This is a genomic window from Deltaproteobacteria bacterium, from assembly GCA_016208165.1.
Taxonomy (GTDB): Bacteria; Desulfobacterota; Desulfarculia; order JACQYL01; family JACQYL01; genus JACQYL01.
On record JACQYL010000097.1, the window covers coordinates 26,920 to 45,699 of the forward strand.

Here is an 18,780-nt window from a genome sequence, read left to right on the forward strand (position 1 = left end):
AGAGAGGGGTCGATGATGCGTCGCCGGGCATTTCCATTATGCCGGACCGCAGGCGCCAAATTGGGGCATGTCTATAAATAAGGTGCTCTTGTCAACGGGTTAGACGGAATCGCGCCATTTTGGAGTAGTTCATTTTGGTCATATCCCCGTTGCTTCCGGCATCGGTCATTCGCCATACGACTCCAGCTTTCTTCGAAGCGTATTGAGTCCGATACCCAACAGCTTGGCCGTCCGGCTCTTGTTCCTGCCCGCCACCTGATAAGCCCTCAGAATATGATCTCTTTCCACATCCGCCAATGGCTTCATCCGCGGGGAACCGTCCTGAAAGCTGTCTTTCGCCTGAACCTTCCGCTTTCGCACGTTCTCGGGAAGTAAGCCGGGTCTGATCGAACCTCCTTGCGCCAGGTTCAACGCCGAGTGAAGAATGGATCTGAGTTCTCTGATATTACCGGGATAGTCGTAGGTCATGAGCATAGACATGGCATCGTCCTCGACGTGAACCTTTTCCGGATCGCCGGCCAGTTCACCAAGGAACGCGTCGACCAACAGGGGAATGTCCTCTTTACGCTCTCTGAGCGGAGGCAGGTGGAGCCATGCACCCTTGAGGCGATAGTACAGGTCCTTACGAAATCGGCCGGCCGCCATCAATTGCTCCAAATCCTCGTTGGTGGCGGCGACAAAGCGGATGTCCGCCTTTCTGGGCTGGCTGCTTCCCAACTTGAGATATTCCCCTTCCTGCAGCACCCGATGGAGCTTCCCCTGCATTTCGGGAGGCAATACTCCGATCTCGTCGAGAAACAGTGTCCCATTGTTGGTTTGCTCGATGTACCCCGAACGCTCCCGGTCCGCCCCGGTGAACGAGCCTCTGGTATGTCCGAAGAATTCGGCCTCAAATAGGGTGCCTGTCAGAGACGCCATGTTTACGGCGGTGAACACGCGGCTTGCTCGTGGGCTCGCCAAATGAATGGCTCTGGCCAACAGTTCCTTGCCCGTGCCGCTTTCCCCCGTGATCAATACGGGCACGTTGCTTGGAGCATGCAGTTCCGCTTCCTTCAGCACCCGGATCAATTTCTTGGACTGTGTGATGATGGGAAGAAACGCCTCTTTATGTTCCAGACCCGGAGGAACGTTCCGCTTTGAAAGGTGGAGAATGTCCAGGAACCGCTTCCGTTCCAACGCTCGATCAACCGCCTGGATCAGGTCATCTCTGGACACCGGCTTGACCAGATATTCGTAAGCCCCTTTCCTGATGCTTTCCACGGCCATTCGAGCTTCATTGAGCGCCGTGACCATGATGCATTCGGTATGCGGGCTCTGAGCACGGATAAATTCGAGCAGTTCGATGCCGCTCATCCCCGGCATGGTGATATCGATCAGAGCCAGGTCAAACCGATCTTCCCCCCGAAACAGCTCAGCCGCCCGTATCGGATCGCTTTCGATCCGAACGCCTTTGAAGCCGGCGGTAATCAGCCCTCTCCGAACGCTTTCGAGGAAGTCCCGTTCGTCGTCTATGACAAGTATGTTGTTGCTCATTCGGAATGAACCCGACTTGAAAGAGGAAGCGAAAGTCCTCTTGGTCAAAAAAGAGGCGGGCGCGCCCTACAGGGACGTTCCCTAGGGAGCACGGCGGACACGTATCCACACTTCAAGGCGCTGCGCTTTACAGGCTGTTGAAAAACGCGATCTGCGGCGTTCCGCTTCAACCCTCGTCACTGCGACGTACTCTATGTACGACTCATTCCTCGGGATTTGCGCGCCTTGCATCTCATCGTTTTTCGACGGCCTGTAACAACCCCGCTATTTCAACGGGCTGTTAAACAGCCATGCGGGGTTCTTCATGCACTGCTACGGGGTCTGTTCTGAGGTCACAAAACGCACTGAGATGTTCATTCTTCCAAAGATGTTTGGTGGTCCTGGGCAGCACCAGCCTGAACTTGCTCCCAATGCCGGCCTGGCTTTCCACCTCGATGCGCCATCCCTCCCGCTCGACAATACTGTGGCATACGTAAAGGCCGAGGCCCGTTCCTACACCGGCGCCCTTGGTAGTGTAAAACGGATCGAAGATCTTCCGTATATGACCCTCTTCGATCCCGCATCCATTGTCGCTCACTTCGATGATCAATTCATCCTGTGCGGTTTCCCGATCTCGAATGGAAAGTTTCACCCACGACCCATCCTTGTCCATGGCCTGAGCCGCATTGATCAATAGATTGATCAATATTTGTTCCAAAGCCTCCGGGTTGGTGTATACCGGAGACAGGCCTTCCTGGACATCCAATTCAAACGACTTGACCCTTTTCTTAATCTCTCCCCGGCAAATAGCGACACCTTTATCGATCACGTGACGCAAGTCGATCCATTGACCTTTGTCCTGCGAGCTTTCCCTGGCAAACTCGTTCAGGCTGGAAATGGTGGCGCTGATGCGGTTGGAGCCATGTTCGAGATTATCCAGAAGCCGGAAAAGGTCTCGCCTGAATTCCGGATACGACATGCCGAACAATTGGTAATTCGGGCGTTTCTCCGCATGCTTGTCCATAATGGGGAGGAGTTCTTTCAAGTAATCGCGAAGAATGGGAATATTAAAGCTGATGAAGTTGTTGGGATTATTGATTTCGTGAGCAATTCCGGACATGAGCAGCCCCAGAGAAGCCAGTTTTTCACTGGTGGCCAACTGCCTCTGCAACAGTTTTGCTTCAGTGATGTCTTCAATAACGTAAATAAAACCGGAAACGGTTCCGTCTTTCCCGAACGTCGGAAACGCATGAACCTTCAAATCGGATCGGCTGCCGTCCTTCTTGATGATTTCACGTTCCATCTCCGCAGGCAAGCCGGCGGCCATGGCGCGAACGCCGGGACACTCGCTGCAAACGGCATCGCGTCTTCTGAATTCCCGGTAACACTTGTTCCCGACCAGGGCGGAAGGCGAATTCTCGAACATGCGACCTTGAGCCGAATTGGTCATGATGATGGTATGACGCGCATCCATCAGCGTGATGCCGATATCGATGTTTTCAACAAGGGTCCGATAGCGCTCTTCACTCTCCCGGAGCGCGTCTTCAGCCCGCTTTCGTTCGCTTTCCAGTCGCTTGTGGTTCGTCGCATTCTCGATTACTTTGAGCAGTTCTTCCAGTTCAAAAGGTTTCTTCAGGTAATCGTAGGCGCCTCTGCGCAAGACCTCCAACACCGATTCCACAGACACGTATCCCGTGATGGTAACCACCAGCGTCTGGGGGCTGTGACGCTGTATATAATCCATCACGCCGTAACCACTGATGTCCGGTATGACGATATCCAACAGCGCCAAATCGAACGAGACGCGGCTGATAAGCTCCAACGCCTCGCGCCCGCTCGTACAGGCCGTCACCTCGTACCCCTGTCGCGTCAGGAGTTCTTTTAGACTGCCACACATCAACGGGTCATCGTCTACGACAAGAATCTTAGGCACAAAAAACATGTTTCCTCCGAAACCGAATGCACCGGACGTCTTGAACGGGATCGCGATTCAACTAAAAAGCCTCTCTTTAACTATCTAACCATTTAAATTTGTTACGCTTGTTACTAAACTTCGACATTTCTACGAACGTATCGGCGTTCCTTGGCCGGTGTGGGATTCGAACTGTCTTCAGAATCGTTTATGGCCTTGAAGTACTCCTGATTCTTCCTTTTGGTACAAGAAGACTTTCCGCTGCCTCTGTGATATACTGGTTTGTCTCTAATATCGGATGCGGCATGGAATATCTTTAGTTATGGAATCCTCGTCTTAGTATTGGCGAATAGAAAGAAAGGCGAAACGATTTCTTAACCCCTATTCCCTGATCATCAAAAACTGTCGCTTATCATTATAAAAACGGCCAAAGGTGTCAAGAACATAAATTCAGATAGATGACGGAAGTACAGTATTGAAGCTGAGGACAAGTTCCCGGCAAATGCTCCGTTGATGCTTGCTCTTCATGAATACGCCACGCGGGATGGATGTTTTCCACGAACAGGCGAGCATGTTCAGATAGATCAGCTCGGGATGAAGAAGCCTTCATTTCTGCGGTCGAATACAATAACCTGGACATGCGAGGGACCCTCTTCATATAGTTAAGATATCATATACTCAGTACATCAAACATCCATGTAATACCGTGGATAAACGCACATCCTATTCCGCCGTCACCTATGCACCCGGCCGATGTCGGCTGATCCTTCAAAGGCGCCTGCTTGGAACAGCCCTTGACCCGATCGTTTCAGACCGGAGCCGCCCCTCGGGACGGCTCGAATCCGGAAGTCACGGGAAATTCCCCGGAAGCTTCTCCGTTAGGGTATCCAAGGTGGGGGCGGCTCCGCGCCTGCCCACTGAAAAGAGGTTGCCTTGAGGCCCCCCCGTAGATAAACTGATCGCACGTTCAGGACCGTCTATACATACTTCACTTGGATGCCAATGAAGTCCGGAAGGACCTGGTTCCCTCTCGGACCTGACATACAAGCGAGCCGGATATCAAAACAACCGGCGCCTATCCCAAAGAGAACAAGGACAAGGCCGCGGAAGCACCCGCCGTTGCCTACTCGACGGATGCCGCGGATGCCTACTATATGGACGTCAATGTTCCGTGCCAGGCCGGATGCCCGGCGGCCACCAATATACCGGCGTACATCCGATGCCTGTTCGAGCATCGCTACGACGAGAGTTACCAAATCAACCGGACGGCCAACCTATTACCGGGGGTTCTGGGACGCATCTGTTCACGTCCGTGCGAAGACCGATGCCGCCACGGAGAGCCCGAACTGGGCAAGCCGGTGAACATCTGCCACATCAAACGGGCTGCCGCGGACTTTCGTTCCGCGCCTGCGGGTCTCGAGCGCGTATCTCCGTCCATGGAGAAGACGATCGCCATCGTGGGAGCGGGTCCGGCGGGACTGGCCGCGGCTCATGACCTGGCCGCCATCGGCATGAAGGTGACCCTCCTGGAGGCTTTCGACGAGCCCGGAGGCATGCTGAAATACGGCATACCTCGATTTCGACTTCCCCGGGACGTCCTGAAGGCCGAGATTGAGGCCATTCTTGAACTGGGAATCACGCTGAAAACCGGGTGCCGGGTGGGAAGCGATATCTCGCTTCGGGAGCTTCTCGATCGGTATGACGCCGTTCTACTCGCTGCCGGATGTTATGTTCCAGGAGGGTTGGGTGTTCCGGGCGAGGAGCTGCCGGGCGTGCTGACGGGCCTGGACATGATGATGGACCTCGAGGCCCTCCGTTTACCCGAATTGGGAAGACGGGTGCTGGTCCTGGGGGCAGGGTTTACCGCCTTCGACTGCGCCCGAACGGCTCTACGCTCAGGGGCGGAAGACGTGGCCATCTGCATCCGGAGAACGGAAGAGGACTTTACCGTCACCGAAGACGAGATTTTTCAAGCCAAGAAGGAGGGGATCCGTATTCTGACGCTGATGACATCGAGCCGCATCCTCGGCCGGGATCGGGTGGAAGGGGTGGAGTTTCTCCGAACCCGACCCGCAGGCTTCGGACCGGACGGACGGCGCCGGATCGAGGCCATCGAGGGGAGCGGGTTCGTCCTGCCGGCGGATACCGTTGTCGTGGCTGTGGGGCAAAAGCCCGCACCCTTCCCTTTTCCCGGCGACGGGAATCGCGACGGCCGACTCGAGGTGTCCACCGATCAGGTTCGAACCTCCGTTTCCGGCCTATACGTGGCCGGTGATTACAAGACGGGACCTTCGACGGTGATCCAGGCCATTGCCGGCGGTCGGGAAGCGGCTGAACGCATCGCCGAAGACTTGACGGGAAGGGTCTTTCGTCGGACATGCGTTCGCCAGGAAGACACGAACGCCACGGACCGGCAACGGAGTTGGGACTATCTGCCCAGACAGGAGATGCCCACCGTGGAACCCGTGGGTGCGCGTCTCGAGGGCGGCTCCATGGAAGTGGAAACGGGCTTTTCCGGGGAACAGGCTTCCGAGGAGGCGAAACGTTGCTACCTGTGCTACCTGCACTACGAAATAGATATGAACCGATGCATTTACTGCCGGTACTGCATTGACGTAGCTCCCAGGGATTGCATTAAGCTCGTCAGCCGGATCCAGCTCAATGACGACGGAGCCGTGATCGGCCTTGAAGAAACCGCCGACTGGCGTGAAGTCAATGCCGTGGTCATCGACAACTCCCGCTGCATACGGTGTGGCGAGTGCGTTCGTGTGTGTCCGGTGGATTGTATATCCGTGACGCGAGTGGAACGGGTGGAACGAATCCATGAAGAAGGTGCGAACCATGCATGACGAGCATTTCGTCATTATCGGAAACGGACCGGCCGGGAACCAGGCCGCATTGACATTGAGGCAAAAGGTTCCGGAAGCCCGAATCACCATAATCAGCGCCGAACACGAGCGCTTCTATCGGCCCCACCTCCTGCCCGACTTTGTTGCCGGGACTCTTCCGGAAGACGAGGTGTACGCGGCGTCTCTCGATCATTACCGGACCCACCGGATCAAACTTCGCCTGGGACAGCGGGTTGTAGCCGTGGATTTCTCGAAGCGAAACGTCCTGCTCGATCACAAGGAAACGGTCCGTTTCAGCGGTTTGATTCTGGCGGTAGGCGGCAAACCGAGAATCCCCGAGCCGTTGCTCGTGTTCAGGGACCTGCTGCTGACCTTCAAAACCTTCTCGGACGCCCGCACATGGATCGATCGCCTGCGCCGTGCGGATTCGGTATTGATCATAGGCGGAGATCTGACTTCCCTGGCCGTTACAAAGACATTGCTCCGGCTGGGAAAAGAAGTGCGCTTCGTGTTGAACGAGGACGCTTTCTGGCCGGTCCGCTGCAAGCCGGAAGTGTTCCAGGAGGCGGCCCACCGATTGAGTCTCCAGGGAGTGAAGGTTCTCGAGGGGCGAAAGCTCCGAAGCGTGACCCGCGTCAACGAGGAACTATTCGAAGTGACGCTCGACCGCGAACGATTCCACGTGGGTCTGGTGGGTGCGTTTTTCGGCCTCGTGCCCCATGTTCGCTTTTTGGCCCGCTCGGGTCTAACCATCGAACGCGGCGTGCTGGTCGACGAAACGTTGAACGCCGGCCTTGAAGGCGTATACGCGGCAGGCGACTGCGCCCAGGTCTACCATGCGCACATCCGGGACTACTGGGTGAGTATCGGGCATGACAACGCGGTGAACCTAGGCCGCATCGCCGCCTTGAATCTATTGGGCGAGAAGATGAAAGCCGAATCAAAAGGCGAGAGCATCGTGTGCGACGATGTCCGAGTGAACACGTCCTGGTGGAGGGATTTCTGATATGTCCAAACTGGACATCACGGTGGAAGTGTGCGGCATGGCCGGAGACGGCACTATCGCAGCGGGCGGATTGATCAACGAGGGTATGTCCCGGGGCGGCCTTTCCGTTCTGGCCTTCGATTCCTATCCGGCCGAAATAAGAGGCTTCGGCCGATGCGTTACACGGTCCCGCATTGGACACGAGCGCCGAACGGCCCTCGAGGAACATACCCACGTGCTCATCTCTCTGAATGACGAGCAGTCCCTGTCCAGAGTACCGTTCCTTACAGACCTTTCGGCGGTGTTTTTCGACAATCGCCCCCCGGCTCCGGTGCCGGAGGAATCGTCCCTCGCGGCCCATGTCGAGCCCACCACGGCTCTGTTCGGCATGCCGTTCTCCGACCTGGCCGCTCAAGCCGCCGGAAGCGACCGGGGCAGAAACCTAGTGGCGTTGGGCGGATTCGCGGCCGTGTTCCAGGTCCCTTCGGAACTCTTCCAGCAGGCCATCGTCAAAAAGTTCAAATCCAAAGGTCAAAAGGTCGTGGAGTCCAACGTTCGCTGCTTCCAGGCCGGATATGCCTATGCGCAGGAACGGTTCTCCGAACGTCTCCGGGATCCCATTTCGTTTCCTCCCCGGAAAGAAGGACCGGATATCGTCATGTTGTCGGGAAACACGGCCATTGCCGAGGGAGCATTGGACGCGGGTTTACATCTGTATTTCGGGTATCCCATCACTCCGGCCACGCCCATTATGGAGTATCTGGCCAAGAAGCTTCCGGAAAGAGGTGGAAGGCTGATGCAGATGGAAGATGAAATCGCTTCCATCGGGGCTGTACTGGGCGGGTTTTTCGCGGGAAAACGTTCCATGACCGCCACCTCCGGTCCCGGATTCGCCCTCATGACCGAATTGATCACCCACGGGGTGATGTCTGAAACGCCGGCCGTGATCGTCGACGCTCAGCGAGGCGGTCCGGCCACCGGACTCCCCACCAAAACCGAACAATCGGATCTCCATGCCGCCGTGTTCGGCGGCCCCGGCGATTCGGCCCGCATTGTCATCGCTCCTACGGACGTTCTGGAATGCTACCACCTGACGATGAAAAGCTTTCAATTGGCGGAAAAATACCAGATTCCCGTCATCGTGCTTACGGATTTCTTCCTGGACAACCGGGTGGAAAGCGTTCCGCCGCCGGTTGCGGGCGACGGCGATGGGAAGGACATGACCGTGTACCCCGATCCCGACGCAAAAGAGCCGTACCGCCGTTTCAAGATCACGGAATCCGGCGTATCGCCGAGGGCGCTCCCCGGCATGGAAGGGTATATATTCACGGCCACGGGCCTGGAACACACCGAAAAAGGCCTGCCGGACTACACCCCCGAGAATCATTCGAAGATGACCGAAAAACGGTATCGAAAGCTCCGTTCGGCCCTCGAGGATCTTCCATCGCCCGTCGAGCAGGCGCCCGTCGGCCGGATGGATCTCGGGGTCGTGGGTTGGGGAAGCAATTTCGGATCCGTGCACGAGGCGGTAAACCGGGCCTGTGAACGGGGTCTCAAGGTGGGCGCGTTGAAGCTCACTTCGATCTATCCCTATCATGAAGATGCGATCCGAGACTTCATGTCCCGCTGCGACGAGGTACTCATCGCCGAACTGAATTTCGAGGGTCAGTTGGCCAATCTTATCGGTCATCTTCACAGGAAAGAAGTGATTCGATTGAACAGGGTCACGGGATTGCCCATGCCGCCGTCCGTTATATACAAGAAGATTCTCGAAATTTTGGGAGAAACCGATTCATGAAAACACCGGGTCCAGTGCTTGCCGAGCAAATTAGACGCATCGAAGATTCGAAGCTCTTCTCCTTTCGCTCCGGCCAGCTTCCCACGTGGTGCCCCGGATGCGGCTATTTCGGGATTCATGCGGGCATCAACGCGGCGCTTTGGCAATTGGGCATTCCGCACCATAAGGTGGTCGTGGTTTCGGGCATCGGGTGCGCCGGACGCTATCCGTTCTTCTCGAACACGTACGGACTCCACACGACTCATGGAAGATCCCTTCCCGTGGCCACGGGAGTCAAACTGGCGAATCCGGAGCTTACCGTGCTGGCTGTTGGAGGGGATGGCGATGGACTGGGCATCGGAGGCGGGCACTTGCCGCATGCGTCCCGAAAGGACGTCAATATCAGCTATGTGTTGTTCGACAACTCCATTTACGGCCTTACCAAAGGGCAACCGTCGCCCAGTTCGCCGACCGGGTTCAAAACCAAGGTGTCTCCCTCCGGCACCACGGAACGCCCCCTGAACGCGACGCTGATGGCTCTGTCCTACGGCGCCTCCTTCGTGGCCCGCCTGTTCGCGGGCGAACCCGGGCGGATCGGTGAAATCATGGCGCAGGGCATCCGGCACCCGGGTTTCTCCTTTTTGCACGTGTACACGTCCTGCGTCACTTTCGATAAGGAATACAAGACCTGGGATCATCTGAAAGAATGGGTCCACCCCATTCCGGAAGGGCACGATCCCTCGAATTTCCGCGCGGCTATGAATCTGGTGCTCGATGATGATTTCGCTACGGGGCTGGTTTATCAACGAGGGGGAAACGGTTGAGGGACATGTTGGGTTGCGCTCGCTTGGCTCGCCCATCAACATAGAACCCCAGGGGGTCTTAATTTATGTTGGGTTACTCGCTTCGCTCGCTAACCCAACCTACGGATGGCGGGCCGGTAGGTTGGGTTGAGCACAGCGAAACCCAACAATTCAAGCCACATAGGCAACCCCATCACGCTTGGCGCCGCCTATTTGCTTTGCGATGGTATCGGATGTGCCCGGGCTTCAACATTGAGATATTGGACATGTTGGGTTACGCTCGTTTCGCTCGCTAACCCAACCCACGGATGCTGGGCCGGTTGGGTTGAGCAACGCGAAATCCAACAATTCAAGGCACTCTAAAATCGAAACTTCTCCGCGGGCCGTCGTTCGGGTACGTATTCGCGGGGAATTTTGCCCTCGTTCCATTCCTTGGACACGTACAGATTGCAGTAGCAGCTTCCGTATTCCTTCACGTCCTGAACCCGATAGACACAGGGACAGATGATGTCTTTGTCCCATTCCCGATCTCCGGAGGAGAGCAGGCAGGGACAGCACATATACCCGTATCGTTCCTTGTTCGTAAGCAAGGCTTCCAACAGGTCGAAGGTCCGTTCCCTGTCCTCGTTGAAGTAGTAGCCCTTCGCTTCTTGAGTCTTTTTGAGCATTTCGTAGAGCTGCTCCACCTGGGTCGTCATAATCCGAGCGCCTCCTTGATCTGGTCTTCTTTGTATCCGACAATCACCTTATCCCCGATGATGATCGTGGGAAACGTACACTTGGGATTGAACTTCTTGACGTCCTCAAGGATCGCGTTTCGCTCGTCTCCATCCAGCAGATCCACATCGACAAATTCGTACTGGACCTCACAATCTCCCAACAGCTTCTTGGTGCTCTTACAGTGACTGCACGTACTGAGCGTATACACTTTTACCGGAACTTTCTGGTTGCTCATGCAAGGGCTCCTTTCCACAGGCTCGCATGCGAATCAAGGAGATGGATCGCGCCCACCGAAATGAACCGCATACAAAATTCAATGAATAACCGCAATCGCTCGTACAAAAACCGGAACCTTCCTTTTCGCCCGGCCAACCGAGGGATCGGCCGAACGCGGGACCGTGTTCCATCCTCGATCGAATCCCCGGGACGGGAGACCATTCAGGGCTTAACCGTTGTGAACAGGGCGCCGCCTTCCCGGCGAAGCACTCCCCTGTGCGTCAACCCGTTCATGGTCTCATGATACGTTGTTTCATAGTCGCCGTCAAAATATAGATCCACGGTTTCCCTGAACCAGACCGTTTTCATCAACGTGGAAAAGAACGTGCTTTCTTCAGCTTCGCCTCGCATAAGCAGTGTATAAACGGTAATCTTCTTGAGCACGTCCCACCCCATGCGCCTGCGATCGGAGATTCGGTCTCCGACCCGCTTCATGGCCCTGTCCACGGCGCTTTGGAAATGCATAAACGGCTTTCCGTGCCCGGGGTAGACCCTTTCCACGTCCAGCTCACGAATACGATCGAGCGATTCCATCATGCGAAAAGGCGCAGTGGAACCCTCCACCCGCTCGGTCAACACGGCCGTGTCTTTTTCCCACAGCGTATCCGAGGATAGGAGCACCTTCTCATTGGGTTCGTACAGCACAATGCCGTCCGAAGCGTGGCCGGGCGTATAATACACCTGGAACCAGTGAGGCCCCACCGCCAGTTCATCGCCATCATCCAGCGCTCCGGTGCAGTCGAAAAAGTCAGCTTCCTGGTGGAAGTAGTTCCACCACGTTGCCCAGGCATTCCGCGAATCGATGAAGCTTTTCCCGATTCGATGCAGCGCCACGCGGCATCCGGAGCGTTCCTGTATAAACCGGTTGCCCCCTATGTGATCGCAATGGGAGTGGGTGTTTACAATCAGGCGAACGGCGGCCGGATCCACGCCCAACTCACGGATCCGGCGTTCCGTTTCGGGGAACCCGCCCTTGTAAGCCGTGTCGATGAGCACCGGCTCCTCGCCCCGGTACACGAAATGGTTTCCATTGAGGTAGCCCCTTTCGATAAAGAACAGGTCTTCCAGGATTTCACTTACAGGTAAAGGCATTCTCGAGATCCTTATCGGCATGGTTTTTAAGTTCTACTTTATTCATTCGGACGTCCTTTGCAAGCCTCCTTTTGAAAGAACGATTGCAGAAGGATTGAAGCCGGAATCCGAACCATGAGGAATCGCCCGGCTACAAAAAAGGCTGTTCATCGAACGCGAAGCCTTGAAACATAGGGAGCGGCCGGATAAAATCAGATGCTACTAAAAGGCGTTCAGGGATTCCTCTCGCGAGGAATTCCGCGCACATTAAAGGATTACCGTATGCTTTCCGTCGGAGTTTTGGTCGATCTCAAGTGGGGCCCCGAGGCCGGAGGCCAGGTGAAATGCTGGGAACGGTTCGCGGAAGCCGCCGAAGCTTTTCGGAACGAAATCGATCTTACCGTCCATTTTCAGGGCGACGGGCCCAAGGCCTACATGCTCTCCGAAAATGTGCGCTTTGTGGTCCTCCCGCCTGCTCTGAGCACGTCCCGATTCCGGTCCATGGACGGGGTTGCGGATCATACGGACCTGGCGCCTTTCCATCCGAGGTTGCTTCCGTACTTGAAACAGTATGACGTCATCCATACGACCGACGCGTTTTTCGCCATGGCCAAGACGGCTCTTATCGCGCGCCGTCTGCACGGCATCCCTCTGGTCACTTCCATACACACGGACACCCCGAAATACACCAAAATATATTCGGCTCATATCATACGCAACATCACACAAAACGGGGCCCTCGGTCGCCTGCTGCTGGACCGGTTTCACCTGGACGATGTTTTTTCGTCCTTTATGAGCCGGAAGTTGGAACGGTTCGCCAAGCGCTGCCGTTGGATCTTCGTGTCCAAGGACGAAGACCTGAGACACATGGCCCGGCTCTTTCCGGGCAAGGGCGTTTCCTTCCTTCGCAGGGGCATTGACACCAAACGGTTCCACCCCCGTCTCCGTGACAGGCATCGGTTGCAGGAGGCCTTTGGTATCGCGGAAGACCGTTTTGTCGTGATTTTCGCGGGGAGGGTGGACCAGGGTAAAAACGTCATGACCCTGGCCCGAGCGGCGCGCCTGCTCCTGGATCAGGACGAACACATACACGTCCTGTTCGTGGGCGAAGGCGCTCAGAAAAGCGCGATCGGACGCTTACTCGGCGACTCGGTCACCCTGCCCGGCGTGGTGCACCATTCAACCCTCGGGTGGCTCTACGCCAGCTCGGACGCCCTGGCGTTTCCGTCGCGCATCGAGGTGTGTCCCAACGTGGTTCTGGAAGCCAGGGCATCCGGCCTGCCGGTGCTGGTCCCTGCCGAAGGAGGCGCGGCGCAGCTCGTGAAAAACAATGGACAGGACGGCGTGTTGGTTCCCTTGGACCTTCCCCAAACCTGGGCCGCGGAAATCCGGAACCTGATCCACGATCGGGACCGTAGCAAACGCATGGGTGAAGCGGCGCGCAAGATCATGAAGTCGCAGTGGCCGACCTGGAAAGAGGTTTTCGAAAAGGATCTGGCGCCGGTCTGGCGAAGAGTGGCTAGCTTCTTCGGCAAGCCGCCCCGGGGTTATGGAAGGCGGCCATAACGCATCCCGTTTTTTTCGCGCCCACCCTGTGAAACAGCATGTAATGCTTCCAAGAAACGACGTTTTCAGCTAAGCTCAGCCGCGGTCATATATCGACGCAGGGTGTTATCCTATGCCTTTCGAGTCGGAGACGGATTCCTCCGACCAGGCGGAAGCAACGCACCTCATCCTATTCCGAGCCTGGGAGCGCCGGGCTTGCCAAGTCGTAGCTCTGCGAAGCCTGGCCCCAGCTCGGCTCTGGGCCAGGAAGGCTGAAGGGGCGCACTCTCACCATAACTTGCGCCGGATGGAGCATCCCTTGGTTGGAAAACGCATTCTGATCCTGATTCCCCATCCGGACGACGAAGTGGTGGGATGCTGCGCGGCGGTCGGCCGGGCGCACGCCGGAGGCGCCAAACTGTTCGGAGCGTATCTGACCACCGGCGTACCCGCGCGGGAATGCTTGTGGATATGGCAGCGGGCCCATTACGACCGGAAGGTGCGGCAGAGGAAGGATGAAGCCTTGTCCGCCGCCAAGCTCTTGGACATCGAACCCGCTTTTTTCCGGGACGTCCCCACGCGCACGTTGAAAACGTGGCTGAAGGACACCCGGGAAGCGTTGATTCAGGCCATTCAAAAATACGAGATCGATGTCCTCTGGGCTCCGGCCTACGAAGGCGGCCATCAGGACCACGACACGGCCAACTTTCTGGCAAGCACGCTCCTGGGATTCGCCGAAGTCCGGGAATTCAGCGAATATCATTTTTTCAACGGTAAGGTGACGAGCCAGCAATTTCTGTCTCCCAATGGGACAGAAGACAGCATCATGCTCGAAGGCCGTGAACGCGAGCTCAAGCGACGAGCGCTGGCCTGCTACCGGTCCGAGCGGGGAAACCTGCGTCACATCCGCACCAAGCAGGAAGCGTTTCGTCCTCTGGCCCCATACGACTACACGCGGCCGCCCCACGGAGGGAAGCTGTTTTACCAGCGTTTTCAATGGGTTCCCGGACACCCGAGAATCGATTATGTCCGGCCGGAAGAGGTTTGCAACGCGTTTTCGGAGTTTTCGGCCGGGCGGAAATGATGTCCGGACAAAGCCGGACCGGTCGGCCCGATGCGGGTTTCCTAACCCTGGCGGAGTTGACGGGACGTAAGCATGCACGGGGGGAACACTTTTGAACACCTTGGGTCAATGAGCAAACCCATGCGACCACGCGCACGTAACCGGTTTCGCAACACCGCGACCATGGTGGCCCATGGAGGCCCGGCCATCTGCAACATCGCCGTAACGAATCGGTGCAACGCGAGGTGCGACTTCTGCAGCTACGCCGTGGACAAGAAACGCGTGCGGCAGGGCCAGCTCATGGGGTATGACGACTACCGTCATGCCATCGATATATTGCATGGGAGGGGCGTTCGTTACATCACCCTTTCCGGAGGAGAACCGTTTCTTCACCCGCGACTTTACGACATGGTGGCGTACGCGGTGGGAATAGGCATTCGGCCTTCCGTGTGCACCAACGGATCGAGGCTAGGCCCGGAAGCGGTGGAAGCTCTCCGGAAAAGCGGGCTCAAGACCTTGATCGTGTCCATGGACGCCTCGTCCGAGGAAGCGCACGAAAAGAATCGGGGGTTGCCCGGCGTGTGCGGGCGCATCCGTGAATCCACCCGGCTCTTGAACCAACTATCCATCGAGTGCGTGGCGTCGGTTACCATCAGCAGGCTGGTCGACGATTACGACCGGTTGGCCTCCTTCCTCGAGGATTTGGGTTTCCGGACCGTCACCTTTTCCTACCCCAAACGAAGCATCGGATCCTCGTCGCTGGTATTTTCGGATACTTCTTCCTTGCTGCACCGGACGCCCGCGGAACTCGCCGGCGCGTTTCACGACATTCTCCGCCTGAAATCCCGTTTCCGGGTGCTCAATCCTTCGGAATCGCTCAAGGATATGCTCCGCCTGCAACGGGGCGAACGTCAGGTCTTTCCCTGTTTTGGAGGCTACAAGTATTTCTTCCTGGATTGGAATCTGGATGTATGGCGATGCGACATGTGGCCGTCCAAAATGGGCTCCATCCATGACTTCGAGCACGTTCCGTTCATTCGGGACCATTGCACGATGTGCATGAGCGACTGCTATCGCGATTCCAGCGTGCTGCTGAATTTCGTGGTATCGTTGGCGGACGGCCTGACCCTCTTGAAGCGCGGAAAACCTGTAAAGGCTCTCGAAACCGTGTTCACAAGGAGCGCGTTACGGTCCGTCAAGGCCCTGCTGGAAGAATGGGGAACGCTCCGAAATCTTTCTAAAACGCCCTAACATGGAGGTTTGGTTATGGAATTGCTGGAAGCCATTCGAGTCCGAAAGTCCGTTCGAGCCTATAAACCCGATCCGGTTTCCCTGGACACGCTCATGGACTTGTTGAACGCAGCCGTCCGAGCGCCTTCGTCCGTGAATTCCCAACCCTGGGAGTTCTTCCTGGTCATGGGAGAAGCCCTCGACGCCCTACGAAAGGCCTACGTGGAACAGGTTCGGTCGGGAATTCCTCCTCACCCTGAAGTGGCCATACCCGAACAGAAAGGCACGGCGCCCGGACTCGGAGGCGTGTATCGTGACCGCCAGGTAGCTTTGGCCAAGCAAATGTTTCGACTTCTGGGGATCGGCAAGGGCGAAAAAGACAAGATACAGGCCTGGACCGAATCCATGTACCGGTTTTACGATGCGCCCGCGGCCGTCGTCCTGGTCACGGACAAGTCGCTCATCAGCGGTTGGCCCCTGGTGGATACCGGCATCATGGCCGGGACCTTGGCCTACGCCGCCTTGGAATTCGGGCTGGGGACCTGTATCATACGCTCCATCGTGGACTATCCGGAGCAACTTCGAGCCGTTGTCGGGATCCCGGATTCCAAACAGATCGTCGTGGGTATGGCCATCGGCTATCCGGACTGGAACGCGCCGGTCAATGAACTGAATACGGAACGCGAGGCCCTCAAGAACCTGGTCACTCTGGTCGATCGACCGAAATCCTGATCCGGGTGTTAATTGGATGATTGCAAAGAAGGAGCACACATGACCGATTTGGCGGAAGCATTCGGCAGTTACGATGCGTTAGGTTTGGCGGACCTGGTGCGAAGCAGGGAGGTGACGCCCGGCGAGCTGGTGGAAATCGTCGTCGAGCGCATCGAACGGGTCAATCCGGCGCTCAACTGCGTTGTCCTCAAGACCTACGATCTGGCCAGGCAACTGGCCCGGGGGCCTCTTCCGGAAGGCCCGTTCACAGGCGTGCCGTTTCTCATGAAGGACCTGCTCACCATGTACGAGGGAATTCCGACCACGGGGGCATGCCGGTTTCTCAAAGATTACGTCGCCACCGAAGACAGCGTGGTGGTCCAACGCATGAAGCGGGCCGGCCTGATACTGGTCGGAAAGACGAACACGCCGGAGCTGGGTTCCAGCGGGTCCACGGAACCGGTCTTGTTTGGACCCACGCGCAACCCCTGGAACGTGGAGCATATCCCCGGCGGGTCGAGCGGCGGTTCCGCCGCGGCGGTGGCGGCTCGCATCGTTCCGCTGGCCGACGGGAGCGACGGGGGCGGCTCGATTCGCATGCCTGCGTCCTGCAACGGACTGGTTGGACTCAAGCCCAGCCGCGGGCGGGTTCCCCTGGGTCCCCACTATGGGGATGGCTGGTACGGCATGGTGGTCCTCAACGGTCTGACCCGCACGGTGCGCGATACGGCCGCCTTTTTGGACGTGATCTCGGGCCCCGTGCCCGGCGATCCGTATCAGCCCGCGGCCCCGCGACCTCCCTTTCTCGAAGCCCTGTCTTCGGACCCGGGGCGGCTTAAGATCGGATTCACGACCAAGTGCATGTCCGGGGACGCCGTTCATGCGGAATGCATTCGGGCGGTGATGGATACGGCCAAGACCTGCGAGGATCTCGGCCACGACGTGGTGGAGATGACATTCGACTTTGATTTCAACCTGGCTCTCAAGACCTTCAACCGGGCGGCCCGGGTCCTATCCACCATGGACCTCGATCGTTTCGAGGGGCTCGTGGGAAGACCGGCCACGGCGGAAGAGTTCGAGACCATCTCATGGCTCTTGATACAACTGGGGAAAAAGGAAAGCGGCGTTCAACACGCCAAGGACATCGAAACTCTGCGATTCATCGGACGACGGATTGCGGCCGATTGCGAACCGTTCGACGCGGTCCTCACACCCACGGTGTATCAACCGCCGGCGAAGCTGGGCGTGTACGACATGAACTGCGCTCCGGAAAAGGCCGCGGAATTCGGCAAACTCATGCGGGCCGGCATTGCGTTCACCATTCCGTACAACATCAGCGGCCAGCCGGCCGTCTCCTTGCCCATGCACTGGACCGGTGACGGACTGCCCGTGGGCGTGCAATTCGCCGGCCGGTACGCGGACGAGGCCACGCTGCTGCGCCTGGCCCGGCAGCTCGAGGAGGCGCGACCCTGGATCCAGAGGAAGCCGCCGGTGTGCGCGTAACCCAAGCCTTGCTCCGGAGGGGCCCCTCGTGAGTTTGTCGAAAGACCGCCCCTCCGGATGCGATTACTTGAAGCGGCGGAAAGGTCGGGACAGTTCGGGGTGAACGGGTCGAAATGAGCAGAAGTTTTCCCCACCGACGCTGTGTACGTATATGGCAAGCTATGGTGAACTCGGCGGGAGATCCCGAGCTATACTATATATTGTATCGGACCCGAATCTCGTATCGTTTCCTTCTCCACCCCGAACATCCGGGCATATACTTCGTTCTCAGGTCGAAGGTCCGCTTTAGGAGGAGAGACGGGGTGAGTACGACTTGCTCAACTATTCAGCAACATGCGGTTTCGATTGCTCAATTTCTGTGCAATATCCAGGTATCCGCGACGGACCTGGATGGGAGAATTCCTGTAAAATAGATCTGTTATTGCATCTGGCACATAAACTGCAAATAATTTGTAATACAGATATGCGCAGCATTCCGCTCCAGTGCAGTTAGCATATTTTTTTGGATGGGGAGCGAGACAAAGTAACACGGGGCTATGTGCAGCCGTTTCCGACAATAGTGAAGAAGATGTTTGCCAACAGTCAAGGGACGGACTTGACCCATTCGGGCAGGGAAGAACGAAATGAACAACGGGCGGTCCGTAGGGGCGGTTCGCGAACCGCCCCTACAGAAAAGCGTAAACCCATCGGCCGTTTGGTCGGCGCATTCAAAACAGTGTCCACAAAGCGCTTCATCCGGAATGGTTCGTATATTATGGCAGGGCCGCCGAGCATACTACCGGAGGACTTCATCCTTCCAGCAGGAGAGCGTATGCATCCCGAG

Annotated in this window: 14 protein-coding genes; 9 read left to right on the plus strand and 5 right to left on the minus strand. The window is 57.0% G+C overall.

What is annotated here, in order from left to right; genetic code table 11:
* Nucleotides 1–165: 165 nt before the first annotated feature.
* Together HY788_18245 and HY788_18250 are read right to left on the minus strand one after the other, a co-directional pair.
* Nucleotides 166–1,533: a sigma-54-dependent Fis family transcriptional regulator gene (locus HY788_18245; GenBank protein ID MBI4776087.1), complete on the minus strand. Its 1,368-nt coding sequence runs from the start codon at nt 1,531–1,533 to the stop codon at nt 166–168.
* Nucleotides 1,534–1,813: 280 nt separating this feature from the next.
* Nucleotides 1,814–3,454: a response regulator gene (locus tag HY788_18250; GenBank protein ID MBI4776088.1), complete on the minus strand. Its 1,641-nt coding sequence runs from the start codon at nt 3,452–3,454 to the stop codon at nt 1,814–1,816.
* A 1,124-nt stretch (nt 3,455–4,578) separates the two neighbouring features.
* Between HY788_18250 and HY788_18255 the strand changes: the two genes are divergently transcribed.
* The 4 genes from HY788_18255 to HY788_18270 are packed head-to-tail and all read left to right on the plus strand — an operon-like array spanning nt 4,579 to nt 9,859.
* Complete coding sequence (locus HY788_18255; GenBank protein ID MBI4776089.1) at nt 4,579–6,273, plus strand: FAD-dependent oxidoreductase; 1,695 nt, start codon at nt 4,579–4,581, stop codon at nt 6,271–6,273.
* Nucleotides 6,266–7,279, plus strand: coding sequence for an NAD(P)/FAD-dependent oxidoreductase (locus HY788_18260; protein ID MBI4776090.1), 1,014 nt, complete (start codon nt 6,266–6,268; stop codon nt 7,277–7,279). Before HY788_18255 ends, HY788_18260 begins: the two co-directional genes overlap by 8 nt.
* A 1-nt stretch (nt 7,280) precedes the next feature.
* On the plus strand, nt 7,281–9,056 hold the full coding sequence (locus tag HY788_18265; GenBank protein ID MBI4776091.1) for a 2-oxoacid:acceptor oxidoreductase subunit alpha: 1,776 nt from the start codon (nt 7,281–7,283) through the stop codon (nt 9,054–9,056).
* Entirely contained in the window at nt 9,053–9,859 is an 807-nt protein-coding gene (locus tag HY788_18270) for a 2-oxoacid:ferredoxin oxidoreductase subunit beta (GenBank protein MBI4776092.1), read from the plus strand. Before HY788_18265 ends, HY788_18270 begins: the two co-directional genes overlap by 4 nt.
* A 338-nt stretch (nt 9,860–10,197) precedes the next feature.
* Here HY788_18270 and HY788_18275 read toward each other — a convergent pair whose 3' ends face one another.
* From HY788_18275 to HY788_18285, 3 genes are all read right to left on the minus strand, one after another.
* A complete protein-coding gene (locus HY788_18275) occupies nt 10,198–10,536 on the minus strand; it encodes a ferredoxin:thioredoxin reductase (protein MBI4776093.1) in 339 nt (112 codons plus the stop codon).
* Nucleotides 10,533–10,793, minus strand: a complete 261-nt coding sequence (locus tag HY788_18280; protein ID MBI4776094.1) for a glutaredoxin family protein — start codon at nt 10,791–10,793, stop codon at nt 10,533–10,535. Before HY788_18280 ends, HY788_18275 begins: the two co-directional genes overlap by 4 nt.
* A 203-nt stretch (nt 10,794–10,996) precedes the next feature.
* A complete protein-coding gene (locus HY788_18285; GenBank protein ID MBI4776095.1) occupies nt 10,997–11,926 on the minus strand; it encodes an MBL fold metallo-hydrolase in 930 nt (309 codons plus the stop codon).
* A 261-nt stretch (nt 11,927–12,187) separates the two neighbouring features.
* On the opposite strand from HY788_18285, the gene HY788_18290 reads away from it, so the two are divergent.
* The 5 genes from HY788_18290 (at nt 12,188) to HY788_18310 (ending at nt 17,957) form a co-directional block, all read left to right on the plus strand.
* Nucleotides 12,188–13,471, plus strand: coding sequence for a glycosyltransferase (locus HY788_18290; GenBank protein MBI4776096.1), 1,284 nt, complete (start codon nt 12,188–12,190; stop codon nt 13,469–13,471).
* 112 nt (nt 13,472–13,583) lie between these two features.
* Nucleotides 13,584–14,534 (plus strand): PIG-L family deacetylase, encoded by a 951-nt coding sequence (locus tag HY788_18295; GenBank protein MBI4776097.1) that lies wholly within the window; start codon nt 13,584–13,586, stop codon nt 14,532–14,534.
* A 120-nt stretch (nt 14,535–14,654) separates the two neighbouring features.
* A complete protein-coding gene (locus HY788_18300) occupies nt 14,655–15,764 on the plus strand; it encodes a radical SAM protein (protein ID MBI4776098.1) in 1,110 nt (369 codons plus the stop codon).
* A gap of 15 nt (nt 15,765–15,779) precedes the next feature.
* Entirely contained in the window at nt 15,780–16,475 is a 696-nt protein-coding gene (locus HY788_18305) for a nitroreductase (GenBank protein MBI4776099.1), read from the plus strand.
* Between the two features lie 39 nt (nt 16,476–16,514).
* Nucleotides 16,515–17,957 (plus strand): amidase, encoded by a 1,443-nt coding sequence (locus HY788_18310; protein MBI4776100.1) that lies wholly within the window; start codon nt 16,515–16,517, stop codon nt 17,955–17,957.
* Nucleotides 17,958–18,780 lie beyond the last annotated feature (823 nt).

Excerpts from the sequence above, each read along its gene's own strand:
- HY788_18270 (MBI4776092.1), top strand. The coding sequence starts at position 9,053 with ATGAAAACACCGGGTCCAGTGCTTGCCGAGCAAATTAGACGCATCGAA.
- HY788_18300 (MBI4776098.1), top strand. The coding sequence starts at position 14,655 with ATGCGACCACGCGCACGTAACCGGTTTCGCAACACCGCGACCATGGTG.
- HY788_18285 (MBI4776095.1), bottom strand. The coding sequence starts at position 11,926 with ATGCCTTTACCTGTAAGTGAAATCCTGGAAGACCTGTTCTTTATCGAA.
- HY788_18265 (MBI4776091.1), top strand. The coding sequence starts at position 7,281 with ATGTCCAAACTGGACATCACGGTGGAAGTGTGCGGCATGGCCGGAGAC.
- HY788_18250 (MBI4776088.1), bottom strand. The coding sequence starts at position 3,454 with ATGTTTTTTGTGCCTAAGATTCTTGTCGTAGACGATGACCCGTTGATG.
- HY788_18245 (MBI4776087.1), bottom strand. The coding sequence starts at position 1,533 with ATGAGCAACAACATACTTGTCATAGACGACGAACGGGACTTCCTCGAA.
- HY788_18290 (MBI4776096.1), top strand. The coding sequence starts at position 12,188 with ATGCTTTCCGTCGGAGTTTTGGTCGATCTCAAGTGGGGCCCCGAGGCC.
- HY788_18310 (MBI4776100.1), top strand. The coding sequence starts at position 16,515 with ATGACCGATTTGGCGGAAGCATTCGGCAGTTACGATGCGTTAGGTTTG.
- HY788_18275 (MBI4776093.1), bottom strand. The coding sequence starts at position 10,536 with ATGACGACCCAGGTGGAGCAGCTCTACGAAATGCTCAAAAAGACTCAA.
- HY788_18255 (MBI4776089.1), top strand. The coding sequence starts at position 4,579 with ATGGACGTCAATGTTCCGTGCCAGGCCGGATGCCCGGCGGCCACCAAT.
- HY788_18305 (MBI4776099.1), top strand. The coding sequence starts at position 15,780 with ATGGAATTGCTGGAAGCCATTCGAGTCCGAAAGTCCGTTCGAGCCTAT.
- HY788_18260 (MBI4776090.1), top strand. The coding sequence starts at position 6,266 with ATGCATGACGAGCATTTCGTCATTATCGGAAACGGACCGGCCGGGAAC.
- HY788_18295 (MBI4776097.1), top strand. The coding sequence starts at position 13,584 with ATGCCTTTCGAGTCGGAGACGGATTCCTCCGACCAGGCGGAAGCAACG.
- HY788_18280 (MBI4776094.1), bottom strand. The coding sequence starts at position 10,793 with ATGAGCAACCAGAAAGTTCCGGTAAAAGTGTATACGCTCAGTACGTGC.